Source organism: Pseudomonas sp. EU05-FHT14B02, assembly GCF_058791055.1.
This window is the reverse complement of record NZ_JBYTDD010000044.1, coordinates 1-12,447: the sequence shown is the minus strand read 5'-3', so window position 1 is coordinate 12,447 and position 12,447 is coordinate 1. Positions and strand designations below refer to the sequence as shown.

Here is a 12,447-nt window from a genome sequence, read left to right as displayed (position 1 = left end):
GCGGGCAGGCACAAGAATAGAAGGCAACAAGCCTGGCATCGCCCACCGTGATGCCGCTGGATGAATCAGGCCGGTCTCCGGGCTCATGAGTGGCCGCGGGGCCAGACCGTGCGCCTTCCCGCATCAAATCGACACAGTGGCATCACACACAGTTTTCACTCATTTACCGTTGCGGGGGCAGCGCCGGAATTGCGGGCCTTCGACCAACAGAAGGACTCACTCACCGGCTTCCCTGTTTCACTCTGTCGACCCAAGCCACAGAGCACCTGAAACAAGCCGCGAAGGTTAGAGGGTTGGGGGTGGAGCGTCAATTAAAGCCGGGAGGCCATCGACCGAATAACTGCCATCAACCAATAAACTGACGTCAATCTTGTGCCACACTCCCAGCAGTGATATCAAAGAGCCACAAACTCACAACACAACAACAAGGGTGAGCCCATGCAAGGCATGATCATCAGCAATCCAAAGCTGGAATTCCTGCGCCCGGTGCTCGAACGCTGGTTCGAATGCATCGACCGTTACAACGCCGTCCGCGGTGATGGCGACACACCATACTGGCACGACGAGAAGGCCAATCTCGGACTACTGTCTGCCGCCGCCTGGATGGCCGAGATGGTCACGCTGCAACAGACGCCAACCCGCAAGCAGACCGAAGAAGGCGAACGCAACAGCCGCGCCGACCTGCTCCTGGCTTCACCCGAAACCCGCGCCTACATCCAGACCAGCCAACGCTGGCCACGGGTCAACAGCCTCAACTTGACCCAGGCCCTGCTCGACATCGCCAGCGATGCCAAGCGCCTGAGCCACGCCAGCGACCTGAAACTCGGCTGCCTGTTCGTCGCCCCGCAAAAAGCCCAGCAGGGCGCCACACCGGAAGAACTCCAGGACATGGTCGACGACCTGCAAAAGGAACACACCTGCGCTGTCGCCTGGTATTTCCCTTATGCCTACCGCAAGTTGCGCAACGAAGCCGGCAACTATCACCCCGGCATTGCGGTGCTGTTCAAGGAAGCTCGCGGCTGAAGGTTGAACCATCGGCCGACAACGCGCCTCTATGATTAGAACAAGGCACTCATGGGGAAGACCCGTATGCGCACGCCCCCGCTCGTTCTCGTTATCGCGCTCTGCGGAGGGCTCGCCGCTTGTGGCGGGACCGCCCGTCTGCAAGTCTCCGACGGCACCGGTCCTTCTCCTCAACTGCCAGAACCCGACAGAACGCTGATCCCGACCGTGAACATCGCCCCGGCCATTGGCTGGCCGCAGGGTGCGAAGCCCATCGCCGCCAATGGCACCCAAGTGACCGCTTTTGCCGAAGACCTGGATCACCCGCGCTGGCTTTATGTGCTGCCCAATGGCGATGTACTGGTAGCGGAAACCAATGCTCCCCCCAAACCCGAAGACGGCAAAGGCATTCGCGGCTGGCTCATGAAGAAATTCATGGGGCGTGCCGGAGCCAGGGTGCCCAGCGCCAACCGCATCACCTTGCTGCGCGACAAGGACCACGATGGGGTCGCGGAAACCCGCACGGTATTTCTGCAAAACCTCAACTCGCCCTTCGGCATGACCCTGGTCGGCAATGACCTGTATGTGGCCGACACTGATCGCCTGCTGCGCTTTCACTATGAAAGTGGTGATACGCAGATCAAGTCACCGCCGGCAAAAGTGGTCGACCTGCCGGGCGGCCTGCTGAATCACCACTGGACCAAGAACGTCATCGCCAGCAAGGACGGCAGCAAGCTGTACGTCACCGTGGGTTCCAACAGCAACGTTGCGGAACACGGCATGGACAAGGAAGAAGGTCGCGCGGCGATCTGGGAAGTGGATCGCGCCACCGGCCAGCAGCGGATCTTCGCGTCCGGCCTGCGCAACCCCAACGGCATGGCCTGGGAACCGCACAGTGGGGCGCTTTGGACCGCGGTCAACGAACGGGATGAAATCGGCAGCGACCTGGTACCGGACTACATCACCTCGGTGAAAGACGGCGCATTCTATGGCTGGCCGTACAGTTACTTCGGCCAGCATGTCGATATTCGCGTCGAGCCGCAAAACCCGGACCTGGTGGCCAAGGCTATCGCCCCGGACTACGCCGTCGGCCCGCACACGGCATCACTGGGCCTGACCTTCGCCGAAAACAGCAAACTGCCGCCGCCCTTCACCCAAGGGGCATTCATCGGGCAGCACGGCTCCTGGAACCGCAAGCCGCACAGCGGCTACAAAGTGATTTTCGTGCCGTTCAGCGCAGGCAAACCTGTCGGAAAGCCCATTGAAGTGCTCACCGGTTTTCTCAACGACAAGGAACAGGCCATGGGCCGCCCGGTTGGCGTGGTGATCGACCGACAGGGTGACCTGTTGGTGGCCGATGATGTAGGGAACAAGGTGTGGCGGGTGTCGGCTGCCAGATAACACCATCCCGGATGAACTCAGAACCCTGTGGGAGCGAGCTTGCTCGCGATGAGGCCGGCACATTCAACATCGATGCTGACTGACCTACCGCTATAGTCGGAACGCCCCCCGGAGCAAGCTCGCTCCCACAGGATTTCCAGTTCAGCGTTTGCGGCAAAGGGTCAAACCATCCCCCAACGGCAACAACGACAGATCCACCCGCGCATCGTCCTTCAACGCCCGGTTGAGCGCCTGGATCGCCCGGGTGTCCGCGCTCTCGGGACTGATCTCGAGCACGCGCCCGCTCCATAGCGTGTTATCGAACACCGCCAGCCCGCCGACCCGCAGCAATCGCAGGGCGTGCTCCAGATAAGCCGGGTAGTTGGCCTTGTCGGCATCGATGAAAACCAGATCGAACTGGCCTGGCTGGTCCAGCTTGCCGAGGGTTTCCAGCGCAGGCGCCAAGTGCAGATCGATGCGTCCGGCCAGCCCGGCTTCCTGCCAGTAACGCAGGGCCGTGGCGTTGTAGTCACCGGGAATGTCACAGCAAATCAACGAGCCACCAGCAGGCAATGCCGCCGCCATGCACAGTGCACTGTAACCGGTAAAGGTGCCGACTTCGAGCAAACGCCTGGCCCCCGTCAGCTTCACCAGCAAAGCAAGAAACTGCCCTTGCTCAGGCGCCACCTGCCAGCGTGCCATCGGCAGCGCCTGGGTCTCATCGCGCAAGCGCTTGAGCAGAGGCGTTTCGCGCAGGGAAACATCGAGCAGGTATTGGTACAGGGCGTCGTCGAGATTGAGCGTGCGAGCAGTCATGACCACCAGCTCCGGAGGTTACGGATTGCGCGCCAAATGTTCAGGCTGCAGAACACGCTTGGCGCTCAGGTAAGCTTTTTGCCAATAGGCCTTGGACAGGCTGTCGAGCTTCACGGTGCCGCCGGTGGCCGGCGCATGGACGAAACGCCCCTCCCCCACATAGATGCCAGCATGACTGACCTGGGAACCGCCATTGGTGGCAAAGAAAAGCAGGTCGCCGGTCTGCAAGCCTTCCTTGCCCACACTCGCCGCTTGCATGGAGATCATCTCGCGCGTGGTGCGCGGCAAGGCAATACCGGCGACATCGCGGTACACATAAGCGATCAGGCCACTGCAATCAAATCCGGAATCCGGCGTATTGCCACCCCAGCGATAAGGCGTGCCCACCAGACCGAGCGCGCGAAACAGCACATCTTCCGCTTCGGGCGAAAAAGCTTGTGAGGAACCAAATACGATGGGAGCGCGAACCACCGGCGCAGGAGGCGGTGTGCGGCTGGCGCAGGCACTGAGCAGCACTGCGAAGAACATGATTGCGAGGCGGGCCGACGTCGTCATAAGCAGAACATCCTGATCTGGCTGCGGCTTTTTCTGCGGGGAGCGCAGAAAAGAAAACCGCCTGCGTGGGACGCAGGCGGTTTGCCATCATTTGTAGATCAAGATTCTAGCGGCTACACGACAAACTTCAAGTAAGACTTTAAGTTCGCCTTACAAATTGTCCGCTTATTTGCGTGCAGTGACGATTGGCGACGCGTTAGGTGCCATTGCCAGGGCGCGCTTGGCTTCGATGAAGGTCTTGCTCCAGTAGCTGTCGCCCAAGCTATCGATGCGTACACCGCCGCTGCGGCGGCTGCTGGAGTGGATGAACTGGTTGTCACCCAGGTAGATCCCGGCGTGACTGACGCGACCACGACGACCGTTGGTTGCGAAGAACAACAGGTCACCCGGCTCAAGCTTGCTGCGCGAGACCAGCGGTGCGTCCACGTTGATCATTTCGCGGGTGGAGCGTGGCAGGTTCATGCCCGCTTCTTCGCGAAACAGGTAACCGATGAAACCACTGCAATCGAAGCCGGCTTCAGAAGTACCGCCGAAACGGTAGCGGGTACCGATCAGGGACATGCCACGTTCGAGGATGCTGTCGGCCAGGACCGGAAGCTGGTAGGACTTGCCGCCAGCGAAGTCTGCGAGTTCTTTTTCGGTAGCCAGCTCTTCCTGAAAGAGAGCGGAAGACTGGGCGGTGACCGAGTTTTGAACCTGTTGTTGCGGAGCTTGCTGAGCCACTGGAGTGTGGGCAGCGCAACCGAACAACAGGGTAACGAGTGCGAGAGGCACGAGGGGTGCGAAGCGATTTAGCATGGGCACGACCGTGGCTGAAAGTTGTAAAGAAGCCGAGACTATGCCCGCTATCAACCTCATTTGCAAATTCAATCGATCTTTTTGTGACTTATCCGTTTCTCGTTTACATCTAAGCGCTTAAGCCCATTTTAAACACGCACGCGGCCTGCAACCTTGCAGGAAAGCGGGATTTCTGGCGCCTGAAATATGCCGAAACGGCTAAAAGCCCCGGTTTCAGCGGGTTTACCAGCCGAGGGTTTCTTTCAAAAACGGGATTGTCAGCTTGCGCTGAGCCTGGAGGGAGGCCTGGTCGAGGCGCTCGAGCAACTCGAATAGCGCACTCATGCTGCGGGTACCGCGAGTCAGAATGAAATGCCCGACTTCATCGGTCAGATGCAGACCTCGTCGGGATGCGCGCAATTGCAGGGCACGCAGTTTGTCCTCATCGGACAGCGGACGCATCTGGAAGATCAAGGCCAGGGTCAGGCGGGATTTTAGATCCGCCAGCTTCACCGGCAACTCCCGGGGGGATGTCGACGCGGCAATCAGCAAGCGCCGACCGCTGTCGCGCAAGCGATTGAACAAATGAAACAGCGCCTCTTCCCAATCCGCTCGTCCGGCAACCACCTGCAAATCATCCAGGCAGACCAGTTCGTACTGTTCGAGGTTGTCGAGGATTTCAATGCCGCGATCGAGCAGTTCGGCCAACGGCAGATACACCGCCGGCTCGCCCAATTGCTCGAAGCGCAGGCAGGCGGCCTGCAACAGGTGCGTACGCCCTACCCCGTCCTTGCCCCATAGGTAGATTAGGCTTTCGGTCCAGCCGGCGTCGGCTTCGCACAGCCGCTCGACATAGCCGAGTGCAGCGGCATTGGCGCCTGGGTAGTAGTTGATAAAGGTGGCGTCGTCACGCAGACGCACACCTAGGGGCAGCTGAATCGGTTTCATGCTGACTGAACAGTTCCAAAGGAACCGTTAGTGGCCTCTGTGTAAAGTTTGCGAAGTTTATACCCGTGAAGCGGACCGCACAATGCGACAGACCACAAGCAAAATCAAAGGTTTGCGTTAATGCATTGGTTTTGTGACAGATTCTTTGGCGGTGCATGTGACAGTCGGGCGACGCCAGCAGGCTGATCCGGTACGAACCCGGGCAGCCCACTATCGGCTATCGATGCCCCTTACACCTGCGGCTCGTCGGCTCTCCCGTAGATATCAGAATCCTTATACAAATCATGCATATGGCGCACCAGCACCATGATCACCGCAGCGACCGGCAATGCCAGCAACACGCCGGTAAAGCCAAACAGCTCACCACCGGCCAGGATCGAGAAAATCACCGCCACCGGGTGCAGGCCAATCCGGTCACCGACCAGCAACGGCGTCAGCACCATACCCTCCAGCGCCTGGCCGACCATGAACACCGCGACAATGCCGAGCATTGGATAAAGATCACCACCGAACTGGAACAGCCCCGCAAGCAGCGCCGCGCCAATGCCGATGATAAACCCCATGTACGGCACGATCGCCGCCAGACCGGCAATCAGGCCTATCAGCAGACCCAGTTCCAACCCGACCAGCATCAGGCCCGCTGCGTAGATCACACCCAAGGCCACCATCACCAGCAACTGTCCGCGCACGAACGCCCCGAGGACTTCATGGCATTCACCTGCCAGCGACACCGCGCGCGCTTCACGATCACGGGGTAGCAGGCTGCGGACCTTGGCCATCATCAGGTCCCAATCCCGCAACAGGTAGAAGCTCACCACCGGAATCAACACCAGGTTCGCCAGCCAGCCGATCAACGCCAGCCCCGAGGCAGTGGCATGACTCAACACCACACCGACAACATCAGTGGTCTGACTCATATGCTCGCTGATGGCAGCCTTGAGCTTGTCGAACTTCCAGAAACCGTCCGACAGGCCGAACTTCGATTGCGCCCAAGGCAACGCGGTGTGTTGCAACCAGTCGAGCATTTGCGGGGCCAACTCATACAAACGAAACAACTGCCTGGCGAGCAAGGGCACCAACACCAACAGCAGCGCGGTGAATATCAATGTAAACAGGGTAAACACCGCCACGACACCCCAGGTTCTGGACAGGCCTGCCTTCTCCAGCCGATCCACCAGCGGGTCGAACAGGTAGGCCAACAGCAGCGCCACCAGGAACGGCGTGAGGATCGGATGCAACAACCAGACAAACACACACAGCAGGACCACCCCGCCGAGCCAGAACCAACGCCGCGTATCGGCCATGAACCACTCCATTGCTTCTATATAAAGAAAGAAAATCTACCAGCGAAAACGTAGCTGCGGGATCGGGGCCGGTGCGGTGGCTGGCACCGTGCTGCCGGTGGTTGGCTGAACGGGCGCTACCGGGGCCTGACCCGCCGGCGCCTCCTGCAGTCTGGCCAGCGACAGTTGCGCACGCAACTGATCGACGCTGCCATTGACCCGATAAAGAATCCGGTCACCCTCGACACTGCGCACACGCCCGCCAAACGGTTCCAGCAATCGTCCGAGCGACGCGTAGCGCTCAAGATTCATGCCTTGCACTTCCAGCAATTGCTCGCTCGAAGCACCCGGCCTGGCGACAAACCGCGGCGCCAGGCGCTCGTTGACGGCCAGCATCACCGCATCGGCCACGGCGGCTTGATCGGCGCCCTGCACACTGCCGGCCTCTTTTTTATCCCCCAGCCACAATTGCCACTTGGCTTGCCATTGCCCGCCCTCTTCCCTGGCGTGTACAGCAAGCAGGGCGTCGGCATTGTAGCGTTCCGATGCCGCATGCAAAGGTGCGGGATCTGAGCCTTCCAGATTCGGCGCGGCTGCGACGATCTGTTCGTTCAGATCCGCCAATGGCAAGCGCAATGGCAAGCCCCGATGCTGGGCAGCCCGACGCAGCGGCACAGCGCTGGCCTGGCCGTCGCCCACCAGGCTTGAACCCTCGGTCGAATCATTCAACCACCAGCCGAGGATCGACGGCCGATTGGCCCCCCACATGGCCAGGCCGGCGCGGCGCAAGGCCTGCTCGGTGGTACCCGGATCGAAATCAACCTTCAGGACTTCCGGGGGCCCGGCCTCAAAGCCGTATTGGCTGATGATCTGTTGCGGGTCTTTGCGAATCGCTGCCAACCCCGGACTTTGAGCGGCCTTGGGGTCGCCAGTCAGGCGTAATACCAATGTGTCCAACGCACGCTGAGTCGCTTGGTCGCGCTCCTCGGGCGACTGGCCATTCACCGGCTCGCGCACCAGATAAAGGCCTTTGACGGTTTCGGCTTGACTGACCAGGCTGACCACTGACAAACAACTCACAAGCAAGAATTTACAAAAACGCATGAAGGATTCCTGACGACAAGAGCGGCTGGAACAGACCGCATGAACACGATCGAGCAAGACTGTGACCGTTGCCCGACGCAAAACATTCACACGTTCCGGGGAAGTTTTCGCACTGTCATAACGATAGACGGTTAATCGCGATACCTTATACAGCCATGCAGGATGCCACCGACACCGCGCATTAACGGTTTTTTTGAACGGATATGGCCCTGCTGTCGGCCTGAGGATGGCCGCTGCGGCTCAAGCCTGATAAAATCGCGCGCCTTCGCAGACCGGCAACAGCCGGGCACCCTGAAATTCGTGCATGGCCCTCGCCTTCGCCTGTTTCGGCGGTCCCGATGGACTCGGTCGTTACCCAGAAATCCCCCCCTAAAGGCCTGGATCATGAGCAAGCAACCCTCCCTGAGCTACAAGGACGCCGGTGTAGACATCGACGCCGGTGAAGCATTGGTCGAACGCATCAAGAGCGTCGCCAAGCGCACTGCGCGCCCGGAAGTCATGGGCGGCCTGGGCGGTTTCGGCGCCCTCTGCGAAATCCCGGCCGGCTACAAGCAGCCCGTGCTGGTTTCCGGTACTGACGGCGTCGGTACCAAGCTGCGCCTGGCACTGAATCTGAACAAACACGACAGCATCGGCATCGACCTGGTTGCCATGTGCGTCAACGACCTGGTGGTGTGCGGCGCCGAGCCGCTGTTCTTCCTGGACTACTACGCAACCGGCAAACTGAACGTCGACACCGCTGCCCAGGTTGTGACCGGCATCGGCGCTGGCTGCGAACTGTCGGGCTGCTCGCTGGTTGGCGGCGAAACCGCTGAAATGCCGGGCATGTACGAAGGTGAAGACTACGACCTGGCCGGTTTCTGCGTTGGCGTCGTGGAAAAATCCGAAATCATCGACGGCTCCAAGGTTGCTACCGGCGATGCCCTGCTTGCCCTGCCGTCTTCCGGCCCGCACTCCAACGGCTACTCGCTGATCCGCAAGATCATCGAAGTATCCGGCGCCGACATCGAGAACATCCAGCTCGACGGCAAGCCGCTGACCGACCTGCTGATGGCCCCTACCCGTATCTACGTGAAGCCGCTGCTCAAGCTGATCAAGGAAACCGGCGCTGTCAAAGCCATGGCCCACATCACTGGCGGCGGTCTGCTGGACAACATTCCGCGCGTTCTGCCAAAAGGCGCTCAAGCCGTGGTTGACGTGGCAAGCTGGAACCGCCCGGCAGTGTTCGACTGGCTGCAAGAGAAAGGCAACGTTGACGAGAACGAAATGCACCGCGTGCTGAACTGCGGCGTGGGCATGGTCATCTGCGTGGCTCAGGAGCACGTTGAAGCCGCCCTGAGCGTTCTGCGCGAAGCGGGCGAGCAGCCTTGGGTCATCGGCCAGATCTCCACCGCTGCCGAAGGCGCAGCTCAGGTTGAACTGAAGAACCTCAAGGCTCACTGATGCCTAAGACCTGTGATGTCGTGGTGCTGTTGTCCGGCACCGGCAGTAACTTGCAGGCCCTGATCGACAGCACGCGGACCGGCGACAGCCCGGTCCGCATCGCTGCGGTGATTTCCAACCGCGCCGACGCCTACGGCCTGCAACGCGCCAGGGACGCGGGTATCGACACCCGCGCCCTGGATCACAAGGCTTTCGAAGGTCGCGAGGCCTTCGACGCCGCGCTGATCGAACTGATCGACGCCTTCAATCCCAAACTCGTGGTACTCGCCGGATTCATGCGCATTCTCAGCGCTGGTTTCGTACGCCACTATCAGGGTCGCCTGCTCAATATCCATCCCTCGCTGCTACCCAAATACAAAGGGTTACACACCCATGAGCGCGCGCTGGAGGCTGGCGACACCGAGCACGGCTGCTCCGTGCACTTCGTCACCGAGGAACTCGATGGCGGACCACTGGTCGTACAAGCTGTAATACCGGTAGAGTTACAGGATTCGCCGCAGAGTCTGGCGCAGCGGGTCCATGTTCAGGAACACCTGATCTACCCGATGGCCGTACGCTGGTTTGCCGAAGGTCGTCTAGCCCTCGGCGAGCAAGGTGCTTTACTGGATGGACAGTTACTCGCGGCCAGCGGCCACTTGATTCGAAACTAGGAGATTTTATGCGTCGCGCCCTGCTCTTCGCTTGCGCTCTGCTCGCCTTACCCTTCACCCAGGCGGCAGACCTTCAACCCTTCTCCGCCAGCTACACCGCCGACTGGAAACAGCTGCCCATGAGTGGCACTGCCGAACGCAGCCTGACCAAGGAAGCCAACGGCGTCTGGAAGCTCAGCTTCAAAGCTTCGATGATGATCGCCAGCCTGTCCGAAGAAAGCACCCTGACCGTGGACAAGGACACCTTGCTGCCCCAGTCCTACCATTTCGAGCGTGGCGGCCTGGGCAAAGCCAAGAAAGCCGACCTGGATTTCGACTGGACCGCGAAAAAGGTCACCGGCACCGATCGTGGTGACGCGGTCAATATTCCGCTGAACCGCGGCATGGTCGACAAATCCACCTATCAACTGGCACTGCAACATGACGTGGCTGCCGGCAAAAAGAGCATGAGCTATCAGGTTGTCGATGATGGCGAAGTCGATACCTATGACTTCCGCGTGCTGGGCTCGGAAAAAGTCGACACCAAGGCTGGTCAGATCGATGCGATCAAAGTCGAGCGCGTACGCGATCCGACGCAAAGCAAGCGCATCACCGTGCTGTGGTTCGCCAAGGATTGGGATTACCTGCTGGTTCGCCTGCAACAGGTCGAGACCGACGGCAAGGAGTACAACATCATGCTCCTGGACGGCACGGTCAACGGCAAGCCAGTCAAAGGCAGCTGATCCGGATCGAGACCAGTAGGAGCGAGCTTGCTCGCCATGGACTTTAACGATGACTCGCACTGGCGGATACACGCAGTGCCAGTGAGATCATCTCGAGCAAGCTCGCCCCTACAGATTGGAACACCCGACAAACGCGATGGCTCTATACCTTCAAGGTCTTTTTTGATCGAATGAGTTTTCCTGCCGCCCGCGAGGTTTCCCATGACTGTCACCGTCAACACTGTCTCCGCCGAAGGCTTTCGCCACAGCGTACAAATCGATGACCACGAACTCTTCGCCGACGTGCCCGTCACGGCGGGTGGAGAGGGCTCGGCGCCGGAGCCACACGATTATTTCGATGCCGCGTTGGGTGCCTGCAAAGCACTGACCCTGAAGCTGTATGCCAGGAAGAAAGACATCCCGCTGACCGGTGTCGGCGTCGAGGTCAAGCGCGACAACAGCCAGGAACAGAAAGGCCAATACGCGCTGCACGTCAAACTGACCCTGAAGGGCGTACTTACCGATGCCCAGCGCGAAGAACTGCACCGCGTGGCCGATCGCTGCCCGATCCACAAGCTGATGACCACGTCTGAAGTCAGCATCGAAACCCACCTCTCCGAAGGCGCTTTCAGCCAATAGCGGCAACGGTTGCGCAAGCGGGTTATGCTCGACCGCATCACCCGCCCAGCCTGGAACGCACCATGAACACTCCGCTCGTGATCCGCCCCCGCACCGAAGATGTCGAAGGCCAGCCGATTCTCCGCCCATTGCCATCCGCCAAGTGCCGCAGCGTCGGGCCATTCGTGTTTTTCGACCACATGCTGGAAACCCGTTACCCACCGGGCAAAGGCATGAACATCCGCCAGCATCCGCATATTGGCCTGTCCACCCTCACCTACTTGTTCCAGGGGCAGATCCAGCACAAGGACAGCCTCGGTTCCGATCAAGTGGTCGGGACTGGCGACGTCAGCTGGATGACGGCCGGCAGTGCTATCGCCCACGTCGAACGCACGCCCGAGGCTCTGAAAGAAAGCGGCTTCACGATGCACGGCTTGCAGATCTGGCTGGCATCGCCCAAGGACAAGGAACAAGGCCCAGGGCATTACAGCCACCATCCGGCATCCACCTTGCCGGTCAGCGACAACCTGGGGGTGAAGATCCGTATGATTGCCGGGTCAGGTTTTTGCCTGGAATCACCAGTGCCGGTGCTTTCTCCTACGCTGTACGCGGAACTGCACCTGCAAACGGCGACAACGCTACTGATCCCCACCGAGCATGAAGAACGTGCACTGTATGTGTTGAGCGGCGAAGTGCAACTCGATGGCGAGCCAATAGAGCCGTACTCACTGGTGGTACTGCCTGCGGGGGAAGAAATGACCCTGTTTGCTGAAAGCGACAGTCACGCCGTGCTGTTTGGCGGAGCGCCACTGGACGGGCCACGGCGAATCAACTGGAATTTTGTCGCGAGCGATCCGGCGGCTATCGATGAAGCGCGCCGACGCTGGGCGGCCGGGGACTGGCCGACGGTGCCGGGGGAAAGCGAGCGAATCGAACTGCCCTGAAACTTTCGGCGCCAGTTATGCCGCCATCGCGAGCAAGCACGCTCCCACAGGGGAAGTGTGTCGTGCGCAATTCCTGTGACCGACGCGGTCAACTGTGGGAGATTCTATGGTTGAGGGAAAGCCCTCAACTGGCTTTTGGCTGATATTCACTTTGCCCTTTCAGCAAGGCGAATACCACCCGAGCAAGCTTGCGAGCCAGCATCACCAACGCCTGAGTGGTGCTGAA

General features: G+C 60.0%; 13 protein-coding genes, 1 pseudogene and 1 riboswitch. Of the genes and pseudogenes, 7 read left to right on the top strand and 7 right to left on the bottom strand.

Features of this window, described 5'->3' with window-relative positions:
• Positions 1-51 precede the first annotated feature (51 nt).
• Positions 52-285: riboswitch (cobalamin riboswitch) on the bottom strand.
• 153 nt (positions 286-438) lie between these two features.
• Both AC3WTM_RS28275 and AC3WTM_RS28270 read left to right on the top strand, forming a co-directional pair.
• On the top strand, positions 439-1,023 hold the full coding sequence (locus AC3WTM_RS28275; RefSeq protein ID WP_090453912.1) for a hypothetical protein: 585 nt from the start codon (positions 439-441) through the stop codon (positions 1,021-1,023).
• A 66-nt stretch (positions 1,024-1,089) separates the two neighbouring features.
• Complete coding sequence (locus tag AC3WTM_RS28270; RefSeq protein ID WP_102671763.1) at positions 1,090-2,403, top strand: PQQ-dependent sugar dehydrogenase; 1,314 nt, start codon at positions 1,090-1,092, stop codon at positions 2,401-2,403.
• A gap of 141 nt (positions 2,404-2,544) precedes the next feature.
• Here AC3WTM_RS28270 and AC3WTM_RS28265 read toward each other — a convergent pair whose 3' ends face one another.
• From AC3WTM_RS28265 to AC3WTM_RS28240, 6 genes are all read right to left on the bottom strand, one after another.
• On the bottom strand, positions 2,545-3,198 hold the full coding sequence (locus tag AC3WTM_RS28265) for an O-methyltransferase (RefSeq protein WP_102671762.1): 654 nt from the start codon (positions 3,196-3,198) through the stop codon (positions 2,545-2,547).
• An 18-nt stretch (positions 3,199-3,216) separates the two neighbouring features.
• The gene (locus tag AC3WTM_RS28260; protein ID WP_102671761.1) at positions 3,217-3,753 is read right to left on the bottom strand and encodes a C40 family peptidase; all 537 of its coding nucleotides are present in this window, start codon (positions 3,751-3,753) and stop codon (positions 3,217-3,219) included.
• 165 nt (positions 3,754-3,918) lie between these two features.
• Positions 3,919-4,551 carry a C40 family peptidase gene (locus AC3WTM_RS28255; protein ID WP_008017885.1) on the bottom strand — a complete coding sequence of 211 codons (633 nt, stop codon included), beginning with the start codon at positions 4,549-4,551 and terminating at the stop codon, positions 3,919-3,921.
• A gap of 222 nt (positions 4,552-4,773) precedes the next feature.
• Positions 4,774-5,478 carry a DnaA regulatory inactivator Hda gene (gene hda / locus AC3WTM_RS28250; RefSeq protein ID WP_007984552.1) on the bottom strand — a complete coding sequence of 235 codons (705 nt, stop codon included), beginning with the start codon at positions 5,476-5,478 and terminating at the stop codon, positions 4,774-4,776.
• A gap of 230 nt (positions 5,479-5,708) precedes the next feature.
• Positions 5,709-6,782, bottom strand: a complete 1,074-nt coding sequence (locus tag AC3WTM_RS28245) for an AI-2E family transporter (RefSeq protein ID WP_102671760.1) — start codon at positions 6,780-6,782, stop codon at positions 5,709-5,711.
• 36 nt (positions 6,783-6,818) lie between these two features.
• On the bottom strand, positions 6,819-7,865 hold the full coding sequence (locus AC3WTM_RS28240; protein ID WP_102671759.1) for a DUF2066 domain-containing protein: 1,047 nt from the start codon (positions 7,863-7,865) through the stop codon (positions 6,819-6,821).
• A 384-nt stretch (positions 7,866-8,249) separates the two neighbouring features.
• On the opposite strand from AC3WTM_RS28240, the gene purM reads away from it, so the two are divergent.
• From purM to AC3WTM_RS28215, 5 genes are all read left to right on the top strand, one after another.
• Positions 8,250-9,308 (top strand): phosphoribosylformylglycinamidine cyclo-ligase, encoded by a 1,059-nt coding sequence (gene purM / locus AC3WTM_RS28235; protein WP_102685563.1) that lies wholly within the window; start codon positions 8,250-8,252, stop codon positions 9,306-9,308.
• Positions 9,308-9,958 (top strand): phosphoribosylglycinamide formyltransferase, encoded by a 651-nt coding sequence (purN, locus tag AC3WTM_RS28230; RefSeq protein ID WP_102671757.1) that lies wholly within the window; start codon positions 9,308-9,310, stop codon positions 9,956-9,958. Before purM ends, purN begins: the two co-directional genes overlap by 1 nt.
• 8 nt (positions 9,959-9,966) lie before the next feature.
• Positions 9,967-10,680: a DUF3108 domain-containing protein gene (locus tag AC3WTM_RS28225; RefSeq protein ID WP_102671756.1), complete on the top strand. Its 714-nt coding sequence runs from the start codon at positions 9,967-9,969 to the stop codon at positions 10,678-10,680.
• Positions 10,681-10,881: 201 nt separating this feature from the next.
• On the top strand, positions 10,882-11,298 hold the full coding sequence (locus AC3WTM_RS28220; RefSeq protein ID WP_102671755.1) for an OsmC family protein: 417 nt from the start codon (positions 10,882-10,884) through the stop codon (positions 11,296-11,298).
• Between the two features lie 62 nt (positions 11,299-11,360).
• The gene (locus tag AC3WTM_RS28215; protein WP_102671754.1) at positions 11,361-12,221 is read left to right on the top strand and encodes a pirin family protein; all 861 of its coding nucleotides are present in this window, start codon (positions 11,361-11,363) and stop codon (positions 12,219-12,221) included.
• 124 nt (positions 12,222-12,345) lie between these two features.
• Here the strand turns inward: AC3WTM_RS28215 and AC3WTM_RS28210 are convergent.
• Positions 12,346-12,447 (bottom strand): annotated as a pseudogene (locus AC3WTM_RS28210) (IS110 family transposase); the annotation flags it as partial.